The sequence below is a fragment of the Pseudomonas brassicacearum subsp. neoaurantiaca genome (assembly GCF_013608025.1).
In the GTDB taxonomy this organism is placed as follows: Bacteria; Pseudomonadota; Gammaproteobacteria; order Pseudomonadales; family Pseudomonadaceae; genus Aquipseudomonas.
The window spans coordinates 65,325-90,175 of the sequence record NZ_VDLV01000063.1 but is presented as its reverse complement, the minus strand read 5'-3'; the positions used below and the strand labels follow the sequence as shown (position 1 = coordinate 90,175).

The window sequence follows — 24,851 nt, the reverse complement described above, 5'->3', positions numbered from 1 at the left end:
CGATATCGGCACTGACCCCAAACCGCCCTGCCATTTCCCGGCGACCACCGGCCGTCAACCCCAGCGCCCGGCTGTCCAGGTCCTGGACCACCCATTTGCGCTTGATCGCCAGTTGCAGCAATGCCGCCCCCAAGGCACCGCCCAGGTGCGGTCGACGCATGCTCCAGTCCAGGCACGGGCAGGCGAACCGGCGCCGTTGAGCCGCCAACGCCTGCACATCAACGCCCATGCTCTCGAACAGCGCCTCACCCGATTCACTCAACCGATACCCCTGTCCATCCACATCGATCAGCCACCCGGCTTCGAGCAAGCGATCATGCAACCGCACCGCCAGCGTGCCGGCCATGTGGTCGTAGCAAGTGCGGGCAAACTGCAAGCGATCCGGCGTGCGCGGGGAGAACGTCGGCGCGGCGTTCTGACCAATCACCATCAACGCTTCAAGTGCTTGGGCCACACGTTTGTCGGCGAGGCTGTAATAGCGATGACGACCCTGCACATGCAAGCGCACCAGGGCCAATTCCTTGAGCTTCGTCAAGTGGGCGCTGGCGGTGGAGGCGCTGACCTCGGCGATGCTCGCCAGCTCCGTGCTGGTCCGGGCGTGGCCGTCCATCAGCGCGCAGAGCATTCGGGTCCGGGCCGGTTCGGCAATGGCCGCGGCCACCTGGGACACGCCCACATCATGTTGCTCTGCGTTCATATTTCGCTCCCGGACGAATCAAGCCATGCATCGATTGGAGAGAGTAGCAGCACTTTCCCCGCATGAACGAGGCAGCCCATCATGGACCCGATCACCGCCGCGACACACGCCGATCCCTACCCTTACTACGCGACCCTTCGCGCCAGCGGCGGACTGCACTTCGACCCACACCTTAACCTCTGGGTAGCCAGCAGCGCCGAAGCCGTGTGCGCCGTCTTGCATCACCCCGACTGCCATGTGCGCCCCGCCCACGAACCGGTGCCGAAGGCGATTGCAGACGGGCCCGCGGGCAAGGTATTCGGGCGCCTGATGCGGATGAACGAAGGTGAACGACAACGCTGCCCGAGGGCGGCGATAGCGCCGAGGTTGCAGGATATTGATCCCAGGCAGGTCGAGGCGTTGGTCAAGGCGCGTTTGCTCAGGAATGGCGCCGAGGGCGTACACCAGGCGCAATTCATCGGCCCCGTCAGCGTGGTGGCGCAACTGCTGGGTTTCAATCCGACGGACAGTCACCTGCTCAGCGAGCTGACAGGTGATTTCGTCGCCTGCCTGTCACCCCTGAGCCAAGCCCCGCAACTGGAGGCTGCGCACCGGGCCAGCGAACAATTGGCGAGGCTTTTCCAGGAGCGGATCGTCGCGCAGGACAGTTCGTTGTTGAACGGCGTCTGCCGGGGCTTCGAAGACAGTGATGCGGACAGTCGGATCGCCAACCTGATCGGCTTGCTTTCGCAAACCCATGAAGCCACGGCCGGCCTGATCGGCAACGCGTTGGTGGCGTTGATCCGTGATCCCGCGCTACATCACCTGCTTCGCGACGACCCCACCCAAATCAGCCCGTTACTGGCCGAAGTCCAACGTTTCGACCCCGCGGTGCAGAACACCCGACGCTTCGTTGCCGCGCCCTGCGAAATACTCGGCAGAACCCTGCAGCAAGGCGATGGGGTCCTGGTGCTGCTGGCCTCGGCCAACCGCGACCCGCAACTCAATCCGCAACCGGACGTCCTGCTGTTGGATCGCCCGAATCGGCGAAGTTTCAGCTTTGGCAGCGGCCGCCACGAATGCCCAGGCCAGGCCTTGGCGCTGAACATCGCCCACGCGACGCTGGGTGCCATTCTGGAACGCCACCCGGGCCTGAATCAGTTGTCCTGGCGCTACCGCCCCTCCGCCAATGGACGCATCCCGCTGTTCAGCGATCGGTAATCAATAAAAGCGCCATCAATCGTCCCGCGTCAGGACTTCCAGCAACTCGATTTCAAAAATGAGATCGGCGTTGGGCTTGATGTGGGCGCCCATGGACCTTTCGCCGTAGGCCAGGTGGGCCGGCACCAACAATTTGCGCTTGCCGCCAACCTTCATGCCCATGAGTCCGAGGTCCCAGCCCTTGATGACACGGCCCGTGCCGATCACGCATTGGAACGGCTTGCCGCGGCTGTACGATGAATCGAACTCCGTACCGTCTTCGAGGGTGCCGCGATATTGGGTGGTAATCAGCGCGCCTTTGACTACGCTTTTACCGTCGCCCTCTTCCAGGTCGATGATTTGCAGCTCTTCAAACATGGCTTCTTTCCCGTGTGATCCAGGCGCGGGGTTTTCGCAGAAATCTGCGCGACAGGCAACCTTTTGCGGTAAAGGGAACCGCAACGGCCACTTCGGTTCACATGGGTATCGACCCTGCATTTCAGATAAGGATTTTCTGATGATCGACTCTCGCCCGCTCCACGGTTTCATCCCGCCTTATATCCTCAACCGCATCATCGCCCATGGCTCCGAGCAGCAGCGCTCCAGCGCCCTCGGCACCCTGACCCATGTGAACAATCTACGCCACAACCCTGGCCCACCCACCCATCCACCCGTAGCCGCGCAACTGCCCAAGCCTGGCAAGGCTGGTCATCCCCAGCGCAGCGTGCACGACGCGCAAAACACCATGGAGCTGCCGGGCCAACCGGTGCGCCTGGAAGGTCAATCGGCCAGCGGCGACCCGGCGGTGGACGAAGCGTACGACGCCCTCGGCGCTACCTATGATTTTTTCTGGAGAGTGCTGGAGCGTGACTCCATCGACAACAAGGGCTTTGCCCTGGTAGGCAGCGTGCATTACGGCCAAGGCTACGAGAACGCCTTCTGGAATGGCGCCCAAATGGTATTTGGCGACGGCGACGGTGAAATCTTCCAGCGCTTCACCCGCTCCCTGGACGTGGTGGCCCACGAGTTGGCCCACGGCGTCACTGAAAGCGAAGCCGGCTTGATCTATGCCAACCAGTCCGGCGCATTGAACGAGTCGATTTCCGATGTGTTCGGCGTGCTGGTCAAGCAATTCGTATTGGGGCAGACCGTCGAGCAGGCCGACTGGCTGATCGGTGCCGACCTGCTCACTGACAAGATCAACGGCGACGGCCTGCGCAGCATGTCCAACCCCGGCACGGCCTACGATGACCCGCTGCTGGGCAAGGACCCCCAGCCTGCGCACATGCGCCAGTTCGTCATCACCCGCGAAGACAACGGCGGCGTGCACATCAACTCCGGCATTCCCAACCGGGCCTTTTATCTGGTGGCAACCGCGCTGGGCGGATTCGCCTGGGAAAAGGCCGGGCGAATCTGGTATGACACCTTGTGCGACAGGCAACTGGCCAACGACGCCTCCTTCAGTGCCTTTGCCCGCCTGACCGTCGAGCATGCCCGCCAGCGCTTCGGCGAGCGGGAAGTCAGGGCGGTACAGGAAGGCTGGGCACAGGTGGGCGTCGACCTGAACGAGGAGAACGGATGAAAACCCTTCCAGACCTTGACGACAAAGCGGTGGTGAAACTGTCACGCCAGGGCGGCGTGGCAGCGATCCACGCCTTGACGCGCCCCCGGGAAATCGAGTTTGCCCAATGCGACATCGACCAGCGCACACGCATCTGCTCGGTGCTGGAAGGATGCCTGCCACTTACCTCCTCGGCGCCTGGCCGGGGCGACCAGCGTTATTTCCAGATCGAGGTGCGTTACCGGGCCAACGACCAGGACGACGAGATGGTGCTGCAGGTGCCCGAGGATCGGGCACCTGGTGAGCTGGTTCATCTTTGGGATAAAGGCGAAGTGCTTTAATGCTTTAGCGTGTCGCAGGGACAATCTTGACGATGGCGCCGGACACGGTTTCGATCAGCAGGTACTTGTCATCGATCTGAACCCATTGCTGCTCATTTGTCGGCTGTTCGAGTTTTTTCTGCTTCCAGTCCTTCATGGCCCTGTCCGCGCGCTGATAGTCCGCCGGCACCCGGTCATTTTCCACCAACCGGCGGCCATTGCTCGGCGAATGCTCCAGGGCGTCGCCGGTTTTCTCGACGGCTTGAACGACAGGCCCAAAGGCTCCGAGGCCGGCGATCAGGACCAGGCTGGCGATGACGGTTGGTTTGCGCATAGAAGAGCTCCAATTAATTCAAGGTACTGAGTCTGGGACTTCGGCGGCGGCGAATCATTCCCTTTCCATGCACCGTGTCCCCGTGGCGAGGGAGCTTGCTCCCGCTGGGCCTGTAGGAGCTGCTGAGCGAAGCGAGGCTGCGATCTTTCTCAAGACACTTGAGTTTCGAGCGAAAGATCAAAAGATCGCAGGCTTCGCCAGCTCCTACAGAGCCGAGCGGGAGCAAGCTCCCTCGCCACAGGTTTTGTCTGGCATGGCATAGTGACGAGCCTTGGCCCAACACCCGCCGGACGGACCATTCATGAGCACCACCACCGCTTCCCCCGCGCTCAAGGAAATCTTCAATGCCGCCCGCCTTTCACACATCGCCACCGAACTGCGCGCGGTGTACCCAGCCTTCGATGCCAAGGCGTTCCTGGACATGGCCAACGACGGGCTGGCCGAGTTGTCAGTGATGCAGCGCATGGCGCGGGTCAGCGAATGCCTGCATGCGGTCCTGCCGCTGGATTACGAAGCTTCACTGGAGGTCCTTCGGGCCTTGGCTCCGCGGCTGAACAGCATGTTCGTCGGGATGTTCCTGCCGCATTACGTGGCGTCGTACGGTCGACATGCGTTCGACCTGTCGATGGACGCGCTCAAATATTTCACCCGATTCGGCTCAGCGGAGTTCGCCGTACGGCACTTTCTGCGCGATGACCTGGCGCGCACCCTCGCGGTCATGCATGACTGGGCGCTGGACGACAACGAGCATGTCCGCCGCCTCGCCAGCGAAGGCAGCCGCCCACGTTTGCCATGGTCGTTTCACCTGGAGCCGATCCAGGCCAACCCGGAACTCGCCGCCGCGATCCTTGAAACGCTCAAGGCCGACGACAGCCTGTACGTGCGCAAATCCGTCGCCAATCACCTGAATGACGTGACCAAGCAGCATCCCGACTGGGTGTTGGGCAGGATAGAGCGCTGGCCGCTACAGGACCGCCACACCGCATGGATCGCCCGGCATGCCCTGCGCAGCCTGATCAAGCAAGGCAATCGACGGGCCTTGGCGGTCATCGGCGCGGGTGGCGAGGCACAGGTTGAAATATCGGATCTACAAATGATGCCGGTAGCGGTGCGTCTGGGGGAGCAGGTCACGCTGTCGTTCAAAGTCCAATCGACCTGTCCCGAGAACCAGCGCCTGGTGATCGATTACGCCATCGACTACGTGAAGGCGTCCGGCGGCACGTCGGCCAAGGTGTTCAAACTCAAGACCTTCGACCTGCCCGCCCTGGGGTCCGCCAACATCAGCCGCTCCCAGCACATTCGCGAGCTGACCACTCGCCGGCACTATGAGGGCCGACATGCGGTGCACGTGCTGGTCAACGGCGAGCGACTGGGCAGCACCGCGTTCGACATTGTCTCTTGAACAATCGTCTCAGGCCGTCGCCACGCGCGGAACCTGGCGGATGTGCTTGAGGAAATGCTCGGCCGGCTGCGGATGCCCCAACAGATAACCTTGCAGCGAATCGCAGCCCAATTGGGTCAGGAAGTCCTGCTGCACATCGGTCTCCACGCCTTCGGCGACGATCCGCAGGCCCAAAGCCTGGCCGAGGGCGACAATGGCCGAGACGATCGCGGCGTCGTCGCTGTCGTGCTCCAGGTCACGCACGAAACCGCGGTCGATCTTCAGTTCGTTGGCCGGCAGGCGCTTGAGGTACATCAGGCTCGAATAGCCGGTGCCGAAATCATCGATGGACAAATCCACGCCCATGTCCGACAGCTGCTGCAACACCGTCATGCTCGCGTCCGCGTCACTCATGGCGGTGGTCTCGGTGATTTCCAGGGTCAGGCTGTTGGCCGGCAGATGGTGCGTTTCCAGCGCCTTGGCCACGCTCTGCACCAGGCCTGCATGGCAGAACTGCAAGGCCGAGAGATTCACTGCGATGCGCCAGTCGGTGTAGCCCAGCACGTACCATTCGCGCATCTGCCGGCAGGCTTCGTTGAGCACCCATTCGCCAATCGGAATGATCAACCCGGTCTTCTCCGCCAGGTCGATAAAGGTGTCGGGCATCAACAGGCCCTGGGTCGGATGCGTCCAGCGCAGCAGCGCTTCGGCGCCCACCGGACGACCGTTGGCGGCGTCGAACTTGGGCTGGTAATGCAGGCTGAACTGGCGTTGTTCGACGGCGATGCGCAGGTCCTGCAGCAGTTGCAATTGCTTGCGGGCGTTGCTGTTCATCGAGGCGTCGAAAAAGCTGTAGCCGTTCTTGCCGGCGCCCTTGGCGTGGTACATCGCCGCGTCGGCGTTCATCAGCAACTCATCGGCGCTCTGGCCGTTACCGGGGTACAGCGAAATGCCGACGCTGGCGGAAATCTGCAAGTCATGGTCGGCGACTCGGAACGTACGGCCGATCAGCCCGACCTGGCGCGCGGCCAGACGCAGGGCATCGTCAGGATCGGCCAACTGCACCAGCAGGACGAATTCATCACCGCCAATGCGCGCCAGGGTGTCTTGGTTACGCAAATCTTCACGCAAGCGCAGGGCCACATCCCGCAGCAGCAGATCGCCCATGTGATGCCCGAAGGCATCGTTGACCGGCTTGAAGCCATCCAGGTCGATGAACATCAAGGCGAAACAACCGCCCTGCTCCTGCACCCGGTGCATGGCCTGGCCGATGCGATCCGCCAGCAATACACGGTTAGGCAATCCGGTCAGGGGGTCATGCAAGGCCAATTGGGTCAGTTCCCGATTGGCCTGGGTCAGCGACCGGGCCAGCTCGGCGGTGCGAGCTTCCAGGCGTGCGTCAAGAATGGAAGTCAGCAAGGCAATCGCCAACACCGCCAGGGTGGTGATCAGCACCAGATTGTCCAGCCCCTTGCCGCTCAAGCCATCGAGAGAACCGCAGAAACTGCCCTCGCTGAACTGCGCCGCGGCCATGCCGGTGTAGTGCATGCCGACAATGGCAACGCCCATCACCACGGCGGCGCCAGCGCGAGCCAGGCGAACATGAGGGGTATTCTGGCGCAGGCGAAAAGCAATCCACAGCGCCGCCGCACAGGCCACGACAGCAATCAGCAACGAAGCGCCGAACAGCGTCGGGTCATAATCGATGCCCGGCTGCATCCGCAACGCGGCCATGCCGGTGTAATGCATGGCACTGATGCCAGTGCCCATCACCAACGCGCCGAACGCCAGTTGCCAGGCCCGCAGCCGTGGCTGGCTGACCAGCCACAAGGCAAAGCCACTGGAAAGAATAGCGATCAGCAGCGACAGCGCGGTGATCGCCACATCGTAGCCAAGCTCCACCGGCAAGGTGAACGCGAGCATGCCGATGAAATGCATCGACCAGATGCCTACGCCCATCGCCAGCGCACCACCGGCCATCCACAAATGCTTGGCGCGGCCCCGAGCCGTGGCGATACGCCCGGTCAGGTCCAGGGCGGTGTAGGACGCCAGGATCGCAACGAACAGGGAAATCGAAACGAGCGCGGGTGAATAGCTGCCGATGAGCATGGATTTTTCTCGTGACCAGAAGGCCGAACTGCTTCCATGCCCGGTTGAAAGGCGGCGATTGTACACAATCGGTACAAGAGTGCACGGACCGCGCATCAAAAAGCCATCATCCTGGGAATATTTTCGACGAAAGACACTCGGCTCTATCTGCGGGCCTTTCGTGGGAGCGAGCCTGCTCGCGAAGAGGCCATCGCTTCCAAGATATTCGTCAGCTGTTACGCCGCCTTCGCGAGCAGGCTCACTCCCACAGGGGCCGGTGGTGTACGCAAAGTCCTGCATTAGCCATAGACCCAGGTGGGAGCGAGCCTGCTCGCGAAGGCGACAGCCGCCGTAAAGAAGAACCTGAGCCCGGAACGGTTCGGCTAAGCTCCTCAGATCACTACAGGAGCAACCGGCATGACCCATATGGATACCAAAGCCACAACCACCGCTTTACTGGTGATCGACATCCAGAACGATTTCATCCCCGGCGGCCAACTGGCCGTGCCCGGCGGCGACGAAATCGTGCCGTTGGTCAACCGACTGGGCGCTACGTTCCGACACGTTGTCTGCGCCCAGGACTGGCACCCGGCCGGGCATGCCTCGTTCGCCTCCAGCCATGAAGGCAAGCAACCCTTCGACTTTGTCCAGTTGCCCTACGGCGAACAGAAGCTCTGGCCCGACCACTGCGTCCAGGGTACCCAGGGCGCCGCGCTGCACCCGGCCCTGGACCTGCCCCACACCCAACTGGTCATACGCAAGGGCTGCAACCCTGCCATCGATAGCTATTCCGCCTTCATGGAAGCCGACCACCTGACCCCCACCGGCCTGACAGGCTATTTGAAGGAGCGCGGCATCGACACGGTGTACATGGTCGGGCTGGCCTTGGACTTCTGTGTGATGTATTCAGCGCTGGATGCCCGGATGGCCGGTTTCAACGCAATCGTCGTGCTCGACGCTTGCCGAGGCATCGATATCGACGGTTCGATGGATGCGGCCATGCGGCGCATGCAGGAGGCCGGCGTGCGGCTGATTCAATCCAGTGACATAACCAGCGGATGATTCATACTCCGAGCATCTCCACGCCACAGTGAGCCCCCATGCCCCGCCTCACCCGCACCCATCCGCGACTCTCCCTGGCCACGGTCATCGGCCTGGCAGCGGGCCTGTCGATACCGGCGGACTCGACCATCAGCAAAATACTGATCGGCTGGAACGTCGGGGTCTGGACTTACCTGCTGCTGATGTTCTGGCTGACGGTGCGGGCCAAGGCGCCCGACGTCAAACGCATCGCCGAAATGGAAGACGAAAACGCCGGTCTAGTCCTGCTGATGGTCTGCATCGCGGCATTGGCGAGCCTCGCCACCATCACCTTCGAACTGGCCGGCAGTCGCGACCTGCAAACCGCCGGCAAGCTGCTGCACTACGGTGTCACGGCGCTGACCGTGATCGGTTCATGGCTGCTGATTGGGGTGATCTTCAGCGTGCACTACGCGCGGTTGTATTACACCTGGGGAGGCAAGGAACCCGCGCTGCGTTTTGCCGAGGGGCTGACCACACCCAACTATTGGGACTTCCTGTACTTTTCTTTCACCATCGGCGTGGCGGTGCAGACTTCCGACGTGGGCGTTGCGACGAGGCAGTTGCGCAAGATTGTGCTGGCGCAATCGTTGATCGGGTTTGTGTTCAACACGGCGATCCTGGGGTTTTCGATCAATATTGCGGCGGGGTTGTTTGGGTGACCATATAGGGGCCACTTCGTGGCCCAGCGGGAGCAAGCTCCCTCGCCACAGGGATAGTTTCAGGCATCAGGAGTGGGGAGCCACAGCCTGAACCGTGCCCCGCCCAGCGGCGAAGCTTCGACTGTCAGCGTGCCGCCCTGGGCTTGCAGGGCGCGGCGGCTGATCGCCAGGCCGAGGCCAAAGCCTCCGGTGGCGCGATCGCGGCTGCGGTCCAGGCGGTAGAACGGTTCGAAGACGCGCTCGCGCTCGCTGTGGGGAATGCCGATACCGTCGTCGTCGACCCAGATTTCGCAGCCTTGATCACCCACCAGCACACCGACCTGGATGCGTTTTTCACAATAGCGCATCGCATTGCGCAACAGGTTCTGCAGCGCGCGGGCGGTAAGGCGCGGGTCCAGCACAAAACGCTCCAGCGCCCCATGCAGCAGCACGTCGATCACCACCTCAGGCGCGGCCAGATCCTCATCGAGGCTGCCGAGGATACTGTCGATGAACTCGTCCAGCGGCACTTCGACGCGCTCCGGCAAACGCTCGGGATTTTGCAGGCGGCTGTAAGACAGCAACTCCAGCACCAGCTCATCCAGTTCGCGAATGTGCGCTACCAACCCTTGCAGACGCTCGCGGCTGGCCGTTGGCATGTCTTCCGACAACGCCAGGGCCAAGCCGAAATCGAGCCGAGTCAACGGCGTGCGCAATTCATGGGATACGGCGTTGAGCAGGTCCCGCTGCTGGTTAAGCAGGTTCTCGATGTCGCCGGCCATGGTGTCGAATACATGGGCCAGGCTGCCGATGTTGGAACTCGGCGCGATCTGCGTACGCTCACTTAAATGCCCCTTGCCGAAACGCTCGGCCGTGCGCTTGAGCCGCTCCAGATCGCGCCAGTGCGGCCGCAGCCAGAGCAGCAGGCACGCCAGCATCGTGGCGCCGATCAGCACATTGATGCTCCAGTACAGCCAACTGACGTCAGCCGGATCCGGCGGCACGATCATCTTCACCGCCGTGCGCTCGTCCAGAGGCGCCGCCGCGAGTGTCCGCCAACCCCAGTCGCCAATGCGCACCACGTTCTCGCCACGCTTGAGACGCGCCTGCTCGGTATCGGTGAAGCCCGTGTCCTCGGTGGCCGCCAGCTCGATGCGCAACGGCTCGAATTCTTTGTCCATCTGCGCTGCCAGCGCCGGCCATTGCTCGCTGGGCACGGCGCGAAACTGCTTGACGATCAAGGTCTGCAAACCACGGGAATAATCGAGGTTGTAGGCCTGGAAGCGCTCATGGAACAGGCGGATCACCAGCTCCGGCATCAGGTAAATAGCCGCGCTGTAGGAAACGATGGTGACCAGGTAGAGGCGAATCAGCAGCTTCCACATCGATCAGCATTCCCACTCGGAACGGCTGAACAAGTAGCCCTTGCCCCACACGGTCTTGATCTTCCGCGCTTCGCCGGCGTTGTCGTCGAACTTGCGTCGCAACTTGGAAATCGCAACATCCACCGAGCGGTCGGTGCCGTTGAACTCGATACCGCGCAGACGTTGAAGAATCTGGTCTCGGCTCAGCACTTCGCCGGAATGCCGGGCCAGCACCACCAACAGGTTGTACTCGCCGCTGGACAGCTCCACCGGCTGCCCGCGCCAAGTCACGGTGCGCTCGGACAGGTCGATGCACAGGTTGCCCATGACGATGCGGTCGTTGACCGTCTGCGGCTCGCTCAAACTGCTGCGCCGCAGCAAGGTCCGCACCCGGGCCAGCAATACCCGCGGCTCGCAGGGCTTGGTGACGTAGTCATCGGCGCCCATTTCCAGGCCAAGCACCTGATCGTGGCTGTCGTCGCGCGCGGTGAGCATCAGGATCGGCAAGGTCGCCGAGTCGGCCCGCAGCAGACGACAGACCTGCAGACCGTCCAGCCCCGGCAGCATCAGATCGAGGATCACCAAGTCCGGCGGATTGGCCCGCGCCCGCTCACGGACGTGGTCGCCACGGTTGAGCACGCTGACTTGATAGCCGTTGCGCTCCAGGTAGCTGGCGATGAGTTCGCAGAGGGCGGCGTCGTCTTCGACGAGGAGGATGTTGGGCATGGCTGGCACAGGAAATCTCAAGCCGCCAAGGATATACGCCCTCACCCGGCCATGAGCAAAACCCTTACACAATTTCACACACCGCCTACATACCGCGAGCGATCAAACCACGGAAGCCTCAGGCATCTCGCAATGATTGTGTTGCACATAGGACAATCCGCTGACACGCCTGCGCCAGCTCCCCCCGTCCCACCACCAGCCCGATCCGAATATGCCCCGCCGCACTCTGTCCAAACGCCTCCCCCGCCAGTACCGACACGCCATACCCGTCGAGCAGCCGTTCGGCAAACGCCTGGGCACCCAGACCCGTCTCGCGTACGTCAACCATCACAAACATGCCACCATCGGGCCGCACGGGCTTGAGGCATGGGCAACCCTCCAGCAGCGCACAGACCAAGTCCCGGCGCTGGCGGTACTCCTCGCGCATCTGCGCCACTTCAGGCAAATCCTGCTCCAGCGCGACCTCGGCCGCGCGCTGAACGAAATCCGGCAGACCGAACAGCATGCACAGCGACAGGTTGGCCAAATGCCGGGCCAGGAGTTCGGGGCCGATCGCCCAGCCGATGCGCCAGCCGGTCATCGCGTGGGATTTGGACAGACTGTTGATGGTCACGGTGCGCTCGGCCATGCCTGGCAGGCCGGCCGGGCTGATGTGTGCGCCTTCGTAGAGCAAATCGCTATAGACCTCGTCGCTGATCAGCCAGAGGTCATGTTCGATGCATAGATGCGCGACTGCTTGCCAGGTCGACAGCGGCAGGCTGGCGCCGGAGGGGTTGTTCGGGCTGTTGAGGAGGATGGCGCGGGTGCGTGGCGTAACAAGCCGGGCGACGTCGTTCGGCTGGACATGAAAGCCGTTTTCGGGCCTTACCGCTACCGGCACCACTTTCGCTCCGCAGGCCCCAAACACCGCTTCATAGGTGACGTACATCGGCTCGGCGACAATCACTTCGTCGCCGGGGTCGAGCAGGCATTGCGCGACGGCATAGACCGCACATTGCGCGCCGGGCAGCACCGTGACGTGCTCGGCACCCACCGGTTGGCCGCAGCGCTGTTGATGGCGCCGGGCAATGCTGGCCCGCAGGGAGTGCAAGCCACGGGTATCCGAGTAGTGAGTGTCGCCGGCCCGCAGGCTGGCGACAGCGGCCTCGACGATGGCGGGCGGCGTGTCGAAATCCGGATCGCCTACCGAGAGCAACAGGACTTCCTTGCCCTCCTCGCGCATGGCCAGCGCCCGGTCATGAATGTCCCAGGCGGCGGCGCCGTCACCGGTGATGCGTTGGGTCAAGGCTGAAAAGCGCATGGAATCTCCTGTAAGCGCGGTGTCCAGCCTCAACCCTATCTCAAATCACGAAACGCGCCACCGCCGCATTCAACCCCACCGCCAGGCGCGAGAGTTCATGGGTGGCGTCGCTGGTCTGCTGCGCGCCGCTGGCCGATTGGGTGGCCAGGTCGCGGATGTTCATCAGGTTGCGGTCCACTTCGCGAGAGACTTGGGCCTGTTCCTCGGAGGCGCTGGCGATGACCAGGTTGCGCTCATTGATCTGATGGATCGATTGAGTGATTTGCTCCAGCGCCACGCCGGCCGCACGCGCCAGCTCCAGCGTGCTTTGGGTGCGCTGGTTGCTTTGCTGCATCGACTGCACGGCCTGGCCGGTGCCGTTCTGGATGCCAGCGACCATTTTTTCGATTTCCTGAGTGGATTGCGCGGTGCGATGGGCCAACGCCCGCACCTCATCGGCCACCACCGCAAAACCGCGACCCGCCTCGCCGGCACGCGCAGCTTCGATGGCGGCGTTGAGGGCCAGCAGGTTGGTCTGCTCGGCGATGGCGCGGATCACGTCCAGGACCTTGCCGATATCGCGGCCCTGGATTGCCAGGCCTTCGATCATCGAGGCGGTGGCTTGCACGTCGTGGGTCATGGTCTGGATCGCGTCAACGGTTTCTACTACCCGCGTGCGCCCCTCGTGGGCGGCCTGGGTCGACTGGTTCGACGCTTCGGAAGTCGATACGGCGTTGCGGGCGACTTCTTCGACGGCGGCGGTCATCTCATTGACGGCAGTGGCCGCCTGCTCGATTTCATTGTGCTGTTGTTGCAAACCCCGGGAAGACTCCTGGGTAACGGCGCTCAGCTCTTCGGCTGCGGCGCCCAGTTGGGTGGCGGAGCCGGCGATCTGCTCGATGGTCTGGCGCAGGCTGGCCTGCATCGCGCCAAGGGCCTGGAGCAACCGGGCGGGTTCGTCCTTGCCGTCGTCGTTGATAACAGTGGCCAGATTGCCTCCGGCGATGGTCCGGGCCGCTTCGAGGGCCCGGTTCAAAGGCGCAACGATGCTGCGAGTCAGCAGCAAGGCCAGCAGCACGGTGGCCAGCGCGGCAATGATCGAGACGACAAGGATGCCGGTGATGGCGCTGTTGTAATAGTTGCCGGCCTGGTCCGACGCTTCATGCCCCTCCGTCACGCTCATTGCAATGAGCTTGTTGAGTTGCTCGCCCATCTGGTCGGTGCCTTCCTTGATCCGTGTATTGATGAGGCCGCGCAGCGCGTCGGCTTTGTCTTGTCGGGACAGATCCAGCATTTCTTTCTGGGCCTGGAGGTAGTTTTCCAGGGTTTTCGAAAAGACCTTGTACAGCTCGGCTTCATCTGGCGCGGCGGGCAGCGCTGCATAGGCCGCATTCGCCTTGTTGAGTTTTTCCACCAGCACGCCGATACGGGTCTCGGCCTCGCTGAGGCTGGCCGGGTCGCGGTTGACCAGGATGCGAAATGAAAGAATGCGCATGCGCAGCACGTTTTCAAGGACATTGGCCAGGTAGCCGACGGCGGGTAACTGGGTCTGCTCCATTTCCACCGACGCCTGGCGAATGACTGACATGCGATTGGCGGCGAACACGCCGAGCACAACGACCAATAGTGCAATTACTGCAAAACCGAGAAAGGCTCGGGGAGCGATATTCAAGCTACGTAGGGACATGGGAAGGCCTCGGTGGTGGGTCGAGCGTCCATGCCGCCAGCGTATCGATTGGGATAATTATGTGTACGCCTACCGGGTTATCGGCTGGACTTGAGGCCTTTTGCAGGGGGACGATGAAATATATTCCTGGCACGTTCAATTGACGCCCCGGCCTCGCCCATGGTCTCCTGTGCGCCAGTTTGGGTGCCCTTCACAGGGTGAAACGGGAAACCGGTGAATCGTGTGCTTTACTTCAAGGCCACGTCAGTCCGGTGCTGCCCCCGCAACGGTAAGCGAGTGAAGCGTCGAATCCACTGTGCATGCGCATGGGAAGGTGACGCTTGCAGGCACGGCTCAGGCCGGCCCCTCGTGAGCCCGGAGACCGGCCCATGACTCATTGACAACAAACCCGCGGTGGGCGGGCGCTGTTCGAATCCTGGCGAGCCTTCGCCCGGGTTCTCATTGCGCTCGATCCGCCCGCTGACAGACCAGAGGGAAGCGCCATGTCGACCATCAGCAGCACCGCCCGCACCACCAGCACCACCGTCACCCTGAGCCAACGCCTGGGCGCGGCGGTCCTCGCCTCGATCCTCGGCGCGGGCCTGGTCTATTTCGCCGGTTTCTCTCACATCGAAGCAGTGCACAACGCAGCCCATGACACACGTCATAGCGCCGCGTTCCCGTGCCACTGAGTGCTGCCGAGATGATCAAGCGTATCGCGCAAACCGCTGGTTTCAGCGGGCTACTGGCCGCCCTGCTGTTGACCCTGCTGCAAAGTTTCTGGGTGTCGCCGCTGATTCTCCAGGCGGAAACCTTCGAGAAGGCCCCGGCGGCCGAGGTCCATGAACACGCCGCTGGGGCTGCACATAACCATGACGCCGAAGCCTGGGAGCCGGAAGACGGCTGGCAGCGCGTGCTGTCCACGACGGGCGGTAACCTGGTGGTTGCGGTGGGTTTCGCGCTGATGCTGGCGGGTTTGTACACCTTGCGTGCGCCGACCCGTACATCCCAAGGATTGCTTTGGGGCCTGGCCGGCTACGCCACCTTCGTCCTGGCGCCGACGCTCGGCCTGCCACCGGAATTACCCGGCACGGCAGCGGCGGATCTCGCCCAGCGGCAGATGTGGTGGATCGGCACGGCAGCGTCCACGGCGGTGGGCATCGCGCTGATGGTCTTCGGTCGGCATTGGCTGTTGAAAGTGCTGGGCTTTGCGACCTTGTTGATTCCCCACGTCATCGGCGCACCGCAGCCGGACGTGCATTCAATGTTGGCCCCCGAAGCGCTGGAAACTGAATTCAAACTTGCCTCGCAATTGACCAACGTCGCGTTCTGGCTGGCCTTGGGCCTGATCAGCGCCTGGCTTTTTCGTCGTGGCACCCAGGCTCACCACGACGCATGAGCCGCAGGCCGATCCTGGTGGTCGGCCTCGGCTGCCAGCGCGGTTGCCCGGCCAGTGCGTTGCGGGCATTGCTTGACCAGACCTTGCTGGCCCATGGCATTGCGCTCGATCACGTGCGGGCATTGGCCAGCATCGATCTCAAGCGTGACGAACCGGGGCTGTTGGAACTGGCGGGGCAATTGTCATTACCGCTGACGTGTTTCAGTGCCGAAGAGCTGACTGGCTATAAACCACGGCTCAGCCATCTGTCCGAGATCGCCTTCGAGCGTACGGGCTGCCACGGCGTCGCGGAAAGCGCTGCCCTGGCCCTGGCCGACAGATTGGGCACGTCCCCCGCGAGCTTGCTGATTACCCGCCAGAAGGCGACGCAAGCCACGCTGGCATTGGCGGTCACTTCGTAACACTCGATAATCGTCGCTGGAATCATGAGCGCTGCTCATGCACCCCCTACTTTCAACAGGAAACCGGTCATGACCGTCTTCTTCATCGGCGCCGGCCCCGGCGACCCGGAACTGATCACCGTGAAGGGCCAGCGGCTGATTCGCAGTTGCGCCGTGATTATCTATGCCGGCTCCCTTGTGCCGGCAGCCGTGCTGGAAGGCCACTGCGCCGAACAGGTCATCAACAGCGCCGAGCTGCACCTGGAACAGATTGTTGATCTGATCAAGACTGCCCATCTCAAAGGCCAGGACGTGGCGCGGGTGCATTCCGGCGATCCGAGCCTTTATGGCGCCATCGGCGAGCAGATCCGTTGCCTGCGGGAGCTGGACATTCCTTTCGAAATCATCCCCGGCGTAACCGCCACGTCAGCCTGCGCCGCCCTGCTGGGTGCCGAGCTGACGCTGCCGGACGTGTCCCAAAGCGTGATTCTGACCCGTTATGCGGACAAGACCGCCATGCCCATCGGCGAGGAGCTAGCCAGCCTGGCGCAACACAGGGCAACCCTGGCGATTCACCTGGGCGTCAACCATCTGGAAAAAATCGTTGACGAGCTCCTGCCCCACTACGGCGCGGATTGTCCGATTGCGGTGATTCACCGGGCGACGTGGCCGGATCAGGATTGGGTGGTGGGGACGCTGGAGGATATCGCCGGGAAGGTCCAGGCCAAGGGCTTCAGGCGTACGGCATTGATTCTGGTCGGACGGGTGTTGGGCAACGATGTATTCAGCGAATCATCGCTGTACCGCGCCGGGCATGCGCATCTCTACCGGCCCTGACTTGGCGGCACACCCGGATCCCTTGTGGGAGCGAGCCTGCTCGCGAAAGCGGTGGGTCAGCTGGTGATGATGCTGAATAAACTGGCCCCTTCGCGAGCAAGCTCGCTCCCACATTGATTAGCGGTGCCGACGGGAATCGCGATCACTACAGGATCCCTTGTGGGAGCGAGCCTGCTCGCGAAAGCGGTGGGTCAGCTGGTGATGATGCTGGATAAACTGGCCCCTTCGCGAGCAGGCTCGCTCCCACATTTGATTAGCGGTGCCGACGGGAATCGCGATCACTGCCCCCAGGGGGTATGAGCTGATCGCAGAAGCTTTTGTGGCGAGGGCGCTTGCTCCCGCTGGACCGCGAAGCGGTCCACAGGCGACTCACGCGTCCATCACGGAAGACGCGCGGGTTGCCTTGCGACGGGAGCAAGCTCCCTCGCCACAATGTACTGCACGCAGCGAACGCCTATCAGTAGTAGGCGTTTTCTTTCTGCGTATGGTCGGTCACGTCGCGCACGCCCTTGAGTTCCGGGATGCGCTCGAGCAGCGTGCGCTCGATGCCTTCCTTCAAGGTGACGTCGGCCTGGCCGCAGCCCTGGCAGCCGCCGCCGAACTGGAGCACGGCGATGCCGTCTTCCACCACGTCGATCAGCGATACCTGGCCGCCGTGGCTGGCCAGCCCCGGGTTGATTTCGGTTTGCAGGTAATAGTTGATGCGCTCGTTGACCGGGCTGTCGGCGTTGACCATCGGCACTTTCGCGTTTGGTGCCTTGATGGTCAGTTGGCCGCCCATGCGGTCGGTGGCGTAGTCGACCACCGCGTCATCCAGGAAAGCTTCGCTGAACGAATCGATGTACGCGGTGAAGCTCTTGAGCCCCAACGCGGTGTCTTCGGGTTTTTCTTCCCCCGGCTTGCAGTAGGCAATGCATGTCTCTGCGTACTGGGTGCCGGGCTGGGTGATAAAGATGCGGATCCCGATACCCGGGGTGTTCTGCTTGGACAGCAGGTCGGCCAGGTAATCGTGGGCGGCATCGGTAATGGTAATGGCGGTCATGGAAACTCCTCGCAGGCTTGCCGGCAGTTTACGCCAATCATCGCGCCGGACAAAGTCCCAGTATTTTTGTCAGGAAAGCGCCCGGCGATGCAAAGAGCATCGCCGAGCGCGTTCATCAGAGATTCTGGTAGCGATTCATGTCCAGCACGCCCGCTTCCACGGGATCGGTTTCCTGGATGTATCGACTCAGGTCGTGGAAATACTCCCAGAACTGCGGGTGACTGCGCCGGATCCCCCAGTGCTCGACGATCTGCTCGAACGCCGCAGCATCCAGCGCGCTTTCCATGGCATCGACGAACGCCGGTACCTGCCCGGCGGGGATGTTGAAAATGAAATTCGGATAGCTGCTGAGCACACCCGGGTACACCGTCAAGGTGTCCAGGCCCGGCTGGTAACGGCGTTCTTCGCCGAGCAGGAACGCCACGTTGCTGTGGGCGCGATTGCGCATCAGGCTGTAGATCTCACGGCGACCGCCGGCGGTTTCGATGCGCAGCATCGTCGCTTCCGGCAATTGATCAATCACCTTGAGCCCTGCCGCCGGGCGCGACACCAAGCGACTTAACGCCTGCTCGGCGTTCTGCAGCGTCGGGTCGATGTTCGGGCGCGAGCAGTAGGCGCCTTCGCAGCGGTTGATGGGATCGGGACGGGCATTTAGCTCACCGTAGCGGGCCAGCAACTGCTGGGCGAAGTCGCCTTTGGGATCTTTCTCGTCGAGCTTGAGCGCCGTCGGCTTGTCGTCGTCGATGGCCTCGTAATCGAGCCACATCTTGAATTTCCCACCAGCCTGGTACCAGTCGTCGAGGTAGGCCTCACGGGAATCGGCCGGCATCAGGCGCAGGAAGTTCTGCTCCGCGCCGTTGCGGATCAGGTCGAAATACAACCGGGTCTGGGCCTGGTGGGAGACGTTGCCGAACACGTCGAAATTCACCGCTAATTGATAGTAGGTACGCTCCAACAGCGGGAAGTCGAACAGCCACATCGTCTGCGGCACCTCCCCGATCAGCCCTTTGGTGACCGAAGCACTGTCGAAATGCCGGAAAATGCTCAACAGCGCGTTGTCATTGCCCGCCCACAGCGTCGACCAGCTCGGCGCCGGCAGCTCCGCGTAGCTGTCGCGGCGCAGGGCTTCGTATTCGTTGCGCTTGTCCCGGTAGTCGAGCCACAGGCTGACAACACTGCCCACGTCGTCGTTCTGCCCCGGCATCGCCAACAGCGGCGTGGCTTGGCCGCGATAGTTCGGGTCGGTGATGTAGAGGTCATGCTCGGGCGCCTGGAACAGCGCCCAGAAGTTATCGCGGATCACGTCCGTGGCGATCTGGCCACGGCACACGGGACCGCGGATAAACGTGCGCACGAAATATTCGGCGTTATCGAGCATGAACTGGTAACGGGCCTGGGCCGGGATCGCCTCGAAGGTGGAAAACGGGTTGGCCCGGCGCTCCGGCCCGTAACCCGGCAATGCGCTGACCTGCCAGTTGCCGCTGTAGAACAGGCTCTTGATCCGCGCCATCTTCGCCGCGCTCAAGCCATAGGTGATGTGGGTCTTGTGAACGATCACCCCTTGCACCGGCCACAGCCGGTAATAAATGCGGGTGCCGGGGTCGTCGTTCGGGCGACGGGTGTTGATCAGGTCGATCGGCTGGCCGGTGGGCGTGCGCGAACGCACCCACTGGAAGAAATGCCCCGGCTCGCCGCCCTTGAAATAGATATGCGCCAGGAACCAGTGCTCGAACAACCAACGCCCCACCAGGCTTTCCCGCGCGCCAGGCGCGTTGAGCAGGTTTTCCCATTGCACCACTTGCAAGGCTTCGGCAGCGCTTGGCGCCAAGGCCTGCTGGTCGATAGGCGCGCCCGCCGCCAGCCAGCGCTGGAGCGTCTGGTACTGCTGGTCGGTCAGGCCAGTGACCGCCAGGGGCATGCCTTCACTGGGGTGGGTGGCGGCGTATTCGTTGAATTGTTCCGGCATCGGGCAACTGTTGTCCCGGCTCAAGCCCAGCACGATGTCTTCCGGCAATTTGGCGTTGGGCTGCAAGGGCGTGCGGTGGCCGAGTTCCAGCATCCGGGCCATCAACGCGGCCTGGCTGCCCTGGGCATCGATCACCGAATAAAAGCCCTTGCGCTGCCAGGCTCGCTGGCCGGAGGCGTCATAGAACAAGCGGGTCGGGTCGGCGGCTTGGCGTCGTTCGCCGTCGTAGACCGGCACCTTGCTCGCGCCCCGGAGCGCGCCCTCGCCACTGCCCAGATTCAACTGGCACGCGGAGTCGTAGCAGGCATGACAGGCCACGCATTTTTCGGTGAAGATCGGCTGGATGTCGCGGGTATAGGAGATCGCGGGAGGGGAATTCCCGGCGGCTGCGGTAAAAGACAACAGCAGCAACAGACTGCCGAATAAGACGCGGTACGGCATGTCTCGGGTCCCTAAGAGATAATCCGGCGATTCTACCGGGCCAGCATCGCCTTGCAAACATGAGCGATATTCATGCAAAAGCCCACCATGATCAAATCCTGCACAGGTTTGCTATCATTCGAGCCTTCGTAATGGTCTTTATTTCCAGGTAGTCCTATGTCCGATCGCAGCGCTCGCCTCTATCTTCTCCAGCAAGCCCTCAAGGAACGCATCCTGATCCTCGACGGCGGCATGGGCACGATGATCCAGAGCTACAAGCTTGAAGAACAGGACTACCGTGGCAAGCGCTTTGCCGACTGGCCGAGCGACGTCAAGGGCAACAACGACTTGCTCGTGCTGACTCGTCCCGACGTGATCGGTGCCATCGAAAAGGCCTACCTGGATGCCGGCGCCGACATCCTCGAAACCAACACTTTCAACGCTACCCAAGTGTCCCAAGCCGACTACGGCATGCAGGGCCTGGCCTACGAGCTGAACCTGGAAGGCGCGCGCCTGGCCCGCAAGGTGGCCGACGCCAAGACCCTCGAAACGCCGGACAAGCCGCGCTTCGTCGCCGGCGTGCTCGGCCCGACCAGCCGCACCTGCTCGCTGTCGCCGGACGTGAACAACCCCGGCTACCGCAACGTGACCTTCGACGAACTGGTGGAAAACTACACCGAGGCCACCAAGGGCCTGATCGAAGGCGGCGCCGACCTGATCCTGATCGAAACCATCTTCGACACGCTGAACGCCAAGGCCGCGATCTTCGCCGTTCAGGGCGTCTATGAAGAGTTGGGCGTCGAATTGCCGATCATGATTTCCGGCACCATCACCGACGCCTCCGGCCGTACCCTCTCCGGCCAGACCACCGAAGCCTTCTGGAACTCCGTGGCCCACGCCAAGCCGATCTCCGTCGGCCTGAACTGTGCCCTCGGCGCCAGCGAACTGCGTCCGTACCTGGAAGAGCTGTCGAACAAGGCCAGCACCCACGTATCGGCCCACCCGAACGCCGGCCTGCCCAATGAATTCGGCGAATACGACGAACTGCCGGTGGACACCGCCAAGGTCATCGAGGAGTTCGCCCAGAGCGGCTTCCTGAACATCGTCGGCGGCTGCTGCGGCACCACCCCGGCGCACATCGAAGCCATCGCCAAGGCCGTGGCCGGCTATGCGCCGCGGCAGATTCCGGAGATTCCGCGGGCGTGCCGCCTGTCGGGCCTGGAACCGTTCACCATCGACCGCAGCTCGCTGTTCGTCAACGTCGGTGAGCGAACCAACATCACCGGTTCCGCCAAGTTCGCCCGGCTGATCCGCGAGGACAACTACACCGAAGCGCTGGAAGTGGCCCTGCAACAGGTCGAGGCTGGCGCCCAGGTGATCGACATCAACATGGACGAGGGCATGCTCGATTCGAAGAAGGCCATGGTGACCTTCCTCAATCTGATTGCCGGCGAGCCGGACATTTCCCGCGTGCCGATCATGATCGACTCCTCCAAGTGGGAAGTGATCGAAGCGGGCCTCAAGTGCATCCAGGGCAAGGGCATCGTCAACTCCATCAGCATGAAGGAAGGTGTCGAGCAGTTCATCCACCACGCCAAGCTGTGCAAGCGCTACGGCGCCGCCGTGGTGGTGATGGCCTTCGACGAAGCCGGCCAGGCCGACACCGAGGCGCGCAAGAAGGAAATCTGCAAGCGCTCCTACGACATCCTGGTCAACGAAGTCGGATTCCCGCCGGAAGACATCATCTTCGACCCGAACATCTTCGCCGTCGCCACCGGCATTGAAGAACACAACAACTATGCCGTGGACTTCATCAACGCCTGCGCCTACATCCGCGACGAACTGCCTTACGCGCTGACCTCCGGCGGCGTGTCCAACGTGTCCTTCTCGTTCCGTGGCAACAACCCGGTGCGCGAGGCGATCCACTCGGTGTTCCTGCTGTACGCGATCCGCGCGGGCCTGACCATGGGCATCGTCAACGCCGGCCAACTGGAGATCTACGACCAGATCCCGGTGGAACTGCGCGACGCCGTGGAAGACGTGATCCTCAACCGCACCCCCGAAGGCACCGATGCCCTGCTCGCCATCGCCGACAAGTACAAGGGCGACGGCAGCGTCAAGGAAGCGGAAACCGAGGAATGGCGCGGCTGGGACGTCAACAAGCGCCTGGAACATGCGCTGGTCAAGGGCATCACCACCCATATCGTTGAAGACACCGAGGAATCGAGGCTGTCATTCGCCCGGCCGATCGAGGTCATCGAAGGCCCGCTGATGGCCGGCATGAACATCGTTGGCGACCTGTTTGGCGCCGGCAAGATGTTCCTGCCGCAAGTGGTCAAGTCCGCCCGAGTGATGAAGCAAGCCGTGGCGCACCTGATCCCGTTCATCGAGGCGGAAAAAGGCGACAAGCCGGAAGCCAAGGGCAAGATCCTCATGGCCACGGTCAAGGGCGACGTGCATGACATCGGCAAGAACATCGTCGGTGTCGTGCTCGGGTGCAACGGCTATGACATCGTCGACTTAGGCGTGATGGTGCCGGCGGAGAAAATCCTCCAGGTGGCCAAGGAAGAAAAGTGCGACATCATTGGCTTATCCGGCCTGATCACCCCGTCCCTGGACGAAATGGTGCACGTGGCCCGTGAGATGCAGCGTCAGGATTTCCATCTGCCGTTGATGATTGGCGGCGCCACGACTTCCAAGGCCCACACGGCGGTGAAGATCGAACCCAAGTACAGCAACGACGCGGTGATCTACGTCACCGACGCCTCCCGCGCCGTGGGCGTGGCGACCCAGTTGCTGTCCAAGGAGCTGAAGCCGGCGTTCGTCGAGAAAACCCGCCAGGACTACATCGAGGTGCGCGAGCGCACCTCCAACCGCAGCGCCCGCACCGAACGCCTGAGCTACCCGGCGGCCGTGGCGAAGAAGCCGCAGTTCGACTGGAGCAGCTACCAGCCGGTCAAGCCGACCTTCACCGGCGCACGGGTACTGGACGACATCGACCTGAACGTCCTGGCCGAATACATCGACTGGACGCCGTTCTTCATTTCCTGGGACCTGGCCGGCAAATATCCGCGCATCCTGACTGATGAAGTGGTCGGCGAAGCGGCCACCGCGCTGTACGCCGATGCCCGGGCGATGTTGCGCAAGCTGATCGACGAAAAACTCATTCGCGCCCGCGCCGTGTTCGGCTTCTGGCCGGCCAACCAGGTGCATGACGATGACCTGGAAGTCTACGGCGACGACGGCAAGCCACTGGCACGCCTGCATCACCTGCGCCAACAGATCATCAAGACCGACGGCAAGCCGAACTTCTCCCTGGCCGACTTCGTCGCGCCGAAGGACAGCGGCGTGACCGACTACGTCGGCGGCTTCATCACCACCGCCGGTATCGGCGCTGAAGAAGTCGCCAAGGCTTATCAAGACGCTGGCGACGACTACAACTCGATCATGGTCAAGGCCCTGGCCGACCGCCTGGCCGAAGCCTGCGCCGAATGGCTGCACCAGCAGGTGCGCAAGGAACATTGGGGCTACGCCAAGGACGAGCGCCTGGACAACGAGGCACTGATCAAGGAGCAATACACCGGTATCCGCCCTGCCCCTGGCTACCCGGCCTGCCCGGATCACACCGAGAAAGCCACGCTGTTCCGCCTGCTCGACCCCGAGGCCAGTGAAATGAAAGCCGGGCGCAGCGGCGTGTTCCTCACCGAACACTACGCCATGTTCCCGGCGGCAGCGGTCAGCGGCTGGTACTTCGCCCATCCGCAGGCGCAGTACTTTGCCGTGGGCAAGATCGACAAGGATCAGGTGCAGAGCTATACGGCGCGCAAGGGCCAGGATCTGAGTGTGACGGAGCGTTGGTTGGCGCCGAACCTGGGTTACGACAACTAAAGGCGCTTCGCTTCGAAAAGATCGCAGGCTTCGCCAGCGCCTACGGGAATCTACAAAACCCTGTAGGCGCTGGCGAAGCCTGCGATCTTTTTTCATGGGTTGTCTATGCTTGTCCAAAACCCATGGCAGACGAGGGATTTATGGACGATCCAGTCGACAACAAACCGCCAACGCTATTGCAGATGATGCACAGCGTGCTAGCCGCCGCTTTCGGTGTGCAGAGCGGCAAGAACCGCGCCCGGGACTTCACCCACGGCAAGCCGAGTCACTTCGTGGTCCTGGGCATCGTGTTCACGGTGATCTTCGCCTTGACGCTGTTTGGCATCGTCAAGCTGGTGGTGCATCTGGCGGGGTTGTAACGCTCTTCAAAACAACACATGACCTTGTGGGAGCGAGCCTGCTCGCGAAAGCGGTGGTGCAGTCGACTATATATTGACTGACACATCGCTTTCGCGAGCAGGCTCGCTCCCACATTGGTTATGTGTTGAATTGAAATTATTGATGACTGACCCAGAACACCGCCGTGCCCACCACCAGGATAATCAGGAACAAAATGGCCCAGGCATCAACGGTACTGTCGCTTTTCCTTGCTTTGGTCGGATT

General features: G+C 62.4%; 22 protein-coding genes and 1 riboswitch. Of the genes, 12 read left to right on the top strand and 10 right to left on the bottom strand.

What is annotated here, in order from left to right; genetic code table 11:
* Positions 1-697, bottom strand: a 697-nt coding sequence (locus FHK92_RS26280; RefSeq protein WP_181290697.1) for an ArsR/SmtB family transcription factor, incomplete at its 3' end; no start/stop codon positions are given.
* 81 nt (positions 698-778) lie between these two features.
* On the opposite strand from FHK92_RS26280, the gene FHK92_RS26275 reads away from it, so the two are divergent.
* Positions 779-1,897 (top strand): cytochrome P450, encoded by a 1,119-nt coding sequence (locus tag FHK92_RS26275; protein ID WP_181290696.1) that lies wholly within the window; start codon positions 779-781, stop codon positions 1,895-1,897.
* Between the two features lie 15 nt (positions 1,898-1,912).
* Here FHK92_RS26275 and FHK92_RS26270 read toward each other — a convergent pair whose 3' ends face one another.
* Positions 1,913-2,254, bottom strand: coding sequence for an FKBP-type peptidyl-prolyl cis-trans isomerase (locus FHK92_RS26270; RefSeq protein ID WP_181290695.1), 342 nt, complete (start codon positions 2,252-2,254; stop codon positions 1,913-1,915).
* Positions 2,255-2,393: 139 nt separating this feature from the next.
* Here FHK92_RS26270 and FHK92_RS26265 point away from each other — a divergent pair, with 139 nt between their 5' ends.
* Together FHK92_RS26265 and FHK92_RS26260 are read left to right on the top strand one after the other, a co-directional pair.
* Positions 2,394-3,458, top strand: a complete 1,065-nt coding sequence (locus FHK92_RS26265; protein ID WP_181290694.1) for a M4 family metallopeptidase — start codon at positions 2,394-2,396, stop codon at positions 3,456-3,458.
* On the top strand, positions 3,455-3,778 hold the full coding sequence (locus tag FHK92_RS26260) for a protealysin inhibitor emfourin (protein ID WP_181290693.1): 324 nt from the start codon (positions 3,455-3,457) through the stop codon (positions 3,776-3,778). Before FHK92_RS26265 ends, FHK92_RS26260 begins: the two co-directional genes overlap by 4 nt.
* A 4-nt stretch (positions 3,779-3,782) precedes the next feature.
* Here the strand turns inward: FHK92_RS26260 and FHK92_RS26255 are convergent, their stop codons facing one another.
* A complete protein-coding gene (locus tag FHK92_RS26255) occupies positions 3,783-4,091 on the bottom strand; it encodes an RcnB family protein (RefSeq protein WP_181290692.1) in 309 nt (102 codons plus the stop codon).
* Positions 4,092-4,392: 301 nt separating this feature from the next.
* Between FHK92_RS26255 and FHK92_RS26250 the strand changes: the two genes are divergently transcribed.
* The gene (locus FHK92_RS26250) at positions 4,393-5,493 is read left to right on the top strand and encodes a DNA alkylation repair protein (protein WP_181290691.1); all 1,101 of its coding nucleotides are present in this window, start codon (positions 4,393-4,395) and stop codon (positions 5,491-5,493) included.
* A 9-nt stretch (positions 5,494-5,502) separates the two neighbouring features.
* Here the strand turns inward: FHK92_RS26250 and FHK92_RS26245 are convergent, their stop codons facing one another.
* Positions 5,503-7,581 carry a putative bifunctional diguanylate cyclase/phosphodiesterase gene (locus FHK92_RS26245; protein ID WP_181290690.1) on the bottom strand — a complete coding sequence of 693 codons (2,079 nt, stop codon included), beginning with the start codon at positions 7,579-7,581 and terminating at the stop codon, positions 5,503-5,505.
* 396 nt (positions 7,582-7,977) lie between these two features.
* On the opposite strand from FHK92_RS26245, the gene pncA reads away from it, so the two are divergent.
* Positions 7,978-8,622, top strand: coding sequence for a bifunctional nicotinamidase/pyrazinamidase (pncA, locus tag FHK92_RS26240; protein ID WP_258232750.1), 645 nt, complete (start codon positions 7,978-7,980; stop codon positions 8,620-8,622).
* A gap of 38 nt (positions 8,623-8,660) precedes the next feature.
* Positions 8,661-9,302, top strand: coding sequence for a DUF1345 domain-containing protein (locus FHK92_RS26235; RefSeq protein ID WP_181290689.1), 642 nt, complete (start codon positions 8,661-8,663; stop codon positions 9,300-9,302).
* Positions 9,303-9,361: 59 nt separating this feature from the next.
* On the opposite strand, the gene FHK92_RS26230 is transcribed toward FHK92_RS26235, so the two are convergent.
* The 4 genes from FHK92_RS26230 to FHK92_RS26215 form a co-directional block, all read right to left on the bottom strand.
* Positions 9,362-10,666 carry an ATP-binding protein gene (locus tag FHK92_RS26230; protein WP_181290688.1) on the bottom strand — a complete coding sequence of 435 codons (1,305 nt, stop codon included), beginning with the start codon at positions 10,664-10,666 and terminating at the stop codon, positions 9,362-9,364.
* A gap of 3 nt (positions 10,667-10,669) precedes the next feature.
* Positions 10,670-11,371 carry a response regulator transcription factor gene (locus FHK92_RS26225; RefSeq protein ID WP_181290687.1) on the bottom strand — a complete coding sequence of 234 codons (702 nt, stop codon included), beginning with the start codon at positions 11,369-11,371 and terminating at the stop codon, positions 10,670-10,672.
* Positions 11,372-11,489: 118 nt separating this feature from the next.
* The gene (locus tag FHK92_RS26220; RefSeq protein WP_181290686.1) at positions 11,490-12,671 is read right to left on the bottom strand and encodes a pyridoxal phosphate-dependent aminotransferase; all 1,182 of its coding nucleotides are present in this window, start codon (positions 12,669-12,671) and stop codon (positions 11,490-11,492) included.
* 40 nt (positions 12,672-12,711) lie between these two features.
* The gene (locus tag FHK92_RS26215) at positions 12,712-14,337 is read right to left on the bottom strand and encodes a methyl-accepting chemotaxis protein (RefSeq protein ID WP_181290685.1); all 1,626 of its coding nucleotides are present in this window, start codon (positions 14,335-14,337) and stop codon (positions 12,712-12,714) included.
* A 164-nt stretch (positions 14,338-14,501) separates the two neighbouring features.
* Positions 14,502-14,721: riboswitch (cobalamin riboswitch) on the top strand.
* Between the two features lie 98 nt (positions 14,722-14,819).
* On the opposite strand from FHK92_RS26215, the gene FHK92_RS26210 reads away from it, so the two are divergent.
* The 4 genes from FHK92_RS26210 (at position 14,820) to cobM (ending at position 16,932) form a co-directional block, all read left to right on the top strand.
* Positions 14,820-15,008 (top strand): CbtB domain-containing protein, encoded by a 189-nt coding sequence (locus FHK92_RS26210; protein WP_181290684.1) that lies wholly within the window; start codon positions 14,820-14,822, stop codon positions 15,006-15,008.
* A gap of 11 nt (positions 15,009-15,019) precedes the next feature.
* Positions 15,020-15,715 (top strand): CbtA family protein, encoded by a 696-nt coding sequence (locus tag FHK92_RS26205; RefSeq protein ID WP_181290683.1) that lies wholly within the window; start codon positions 15,020-15,022, stop codon positions 15,713-15,715.
* Positions 15,712-16,116: a cobalamin biosynthesis protein gene (locus FHK92_RS26200; protein ID WP_181290682.1), complete on the top strand. Its 405-nt coding sequence runs from the start codon at positions 15,712-15,714 to the stop codon at positions 16,114-16,116. The genes FHK92_RS26205 and FHK92_RS26200 overlap by 4 nt, the downstream gene beginning before the upstream one ends.
* A 69-nt stretch (positions 16,117-16,185) precedes the next feature.
* A complete protein-coding gene (gene cobM / locus FHK92_RS26195; protein WP_181290681.1) occupies positions 16,186-16,932 on the top strand; it encodes a precorrin-4 C(11)-methyltransferase in 747 nt (248 codons plus the stop codon).
* 457 nt (positions 16,933-17,389) lie between these two features.
* On the opposite strand, the gene nfuA is transcribed toward cobM, so the two are convergent.
* Together nfuA and FHK92_RS26185 are read right to left on the bottom strand one after the other, a co-directional pair.
* The gene (gene nfuA, locus FHK92_RS26190; RefSeq protein ID WP_003182850.1) at positions 17,390-17,974 is read right to left on the bottom strand and encodes a Fe-S biogenesis protein NfuA; all 585 of its coding nucleotides are present in this window, start codon (positions 17,972-17,974) and stop codon (positions 17,390-17,392) included.
* Positions 17,975-18,089: 115 nt separating this feature from the next.
* A complete protein-coding gene (locus FHK92_RS26185) occupies positions 18,090-20,381 on the bottom strand; it encodes a fatty acid cis/trans isomerase (RefSeq protein ID WP_181290680.1) in 2,292 nt (763 codons plus the stop codon).
* A 156-nt stretch (positions 20,382-20,537) separates the two neighbouring features.
* Between FHK92_RS26185 and metH the strand changes: the two genes are divergently transcribed.
* Positions 20,538-24,248 (top strand): methionine synthase, encoded by a 3,711-nt coding sequence (gene metH, locus FHK92_RS26180; protein WP_181290679.1) that lies wholly within the window; start codon positions 20,538-20,540, stop codon positions 24,246-24,248.
* A 140-nt stretch (positions 24,249-24,388) separates the two neighbouring features.
* Positions 24,389-24,607, top strand: a complete 219-nt coding sequence (locus FHK92_RS26175) for a DUF2970 domain-containing protein (protein WP_181290678.1) — start codon at positions 24,389-24,391, stop codon at positions 24,605-24,607.
* Positions 24,608-24,851: the final 244 nt, after the last annotated feature.

Coding starts and splice junctions, on each gene's coding strand:
- FHK92_RS26275 (WP_181290696.1), top strand. CDS start 779: ATGGACCCGATCACCGCCGCGACACACGCCGATCCCTACCCTTACTAC.
- FHK92_RS26270 (WP_181290695.1), bottom strand. CDS start 2,254: ATGTTTGAAGAGCTGCAAATCATCGACCTGGAAGAGGGCGACGGTAAA.
- FHK92_RS26265 (WP_181290694.1), top strand. CDS start 2,394: ATGATCGACTCTCGCCCGCTCCACGGTTTCATCCCGCCTTATATCCTC.
- FHK92_RS26260 (WP_181290693.1), top strand. CDS start 3,455: ATGAAAACCCTTCCAGACCTTGACGACAAAGCGGTGGTGAAACTGTCA.
- FHK92_RS26255 (WP_181290692.1), bottom strand. CDS start 4,091: ATGCGCAAACCAACCGTCATCGCCAGCCTGGTCCTGATCGCCGGCCTC.
- FHK92_RS26250 (WP_181290691.1), top strand. CDS start 4,393: ATGAGCACCACCACCGCTTCCCCCGCGCTCAAGGAAATCTTCAATGCC.
- FHK92_RS26245 (WP_181290690.1), bottom strand. CDS start 7,581: ATGCTCATCGGCAGCTATTCACCCGCGCTCGTTTCGATTTCCCTGTTC.
- pncA (WP_258232750.1), top strand. CDS start 7,978: ATGACCCATATGGATACCAAAGCCACAACCACCGCTTTACTGGTGATC.
- FHK92_RS26235 (WP_181290689.1), top strand. CDS start 8,661: ATGCCCCGCCTCACCCGCACCCATCCGCGACTCTCCCTGGCCACGGTC.
- FHK92_RS26230 (WP_181290688.1), bottom strand. CDS start 10,666: ATGTGGAAGCTGCTGATTCGCCTCTACCTGGTCACCATCGTTTCCTAC.
- FHK92_RS26225 (WP_181290687.1), bottom strand. CDS start 11,371: ATGCCCAACATCCTCCTCGTCGAAGACGACGCCGCCCTCTGCGAACTC.
- FHK92_RS26220 (WP_181290686.1), bottom strand. CDS start 12,671: ATGCGCTTTTCAGCCTTGACCCAACGCATCACCGGTGACGGCGCCGCC.
- FHK92_RS26215 (WP_181290685.1), bottom strand. CDS start 14,337: ATGTCCCTACGTAGCTTGAATATCGCTCCCCGAGCCTTTCTCGGTTTT.
- FHK92_RS26210 (WP_181290684.1), top strand. CDS start 14,820: ATGTCGACCATCAGCAGCACCGCCCGCACCACCAGCACCACCGTCACC.
- FHK92_RS26205 (WP_181290683.1), top strand. CDS start 15,020: ATGATCAAGCGTATCGCGCAAACCGCTGGTTTCAGCGGGCTACTGGCC.
- FHK92_RS26200 (WP_181290682.1), top strand. CDS start 15,712: ATGAGCCGCAGGCCGATCCTGGTGGTCGGCCTCGGCTGCCAGCGCGGT.
- cobM (WP_181290681.1), top strand. CDS start 16,186: ATGACCGTCTTCTTCATCGGCGCCGGCCCCGGCGACCCGGAACTGATC.
- nfuA (WP_003182850.1), bottom strand. CDS start 17,974: ATGACCGCCATTACCATTACCGATGCCGCCCACGATTACCTGGCCGAC.
- FHK92_RS26185 (WP_181290680.1), bottom strand. CDS start 20,381: ATGCCGTACCGCGTCTTATTCGGCAGTCTGTTGCTGCTGTTGTCTTTT.
- metH (WP_181290679.1), top strand. CDS start 20,538: ATGTCCGATCGCAGCGCTCGCCTCTATCTTCTCCAGCAAGCCCTCAAG.
- FHK92_RS26175 (WP_181290678.1), top strand. CDS start 24,389: ATGGACGATCCAGTCGACAACAAACCGCCAACGCTATTGCAGATGATG.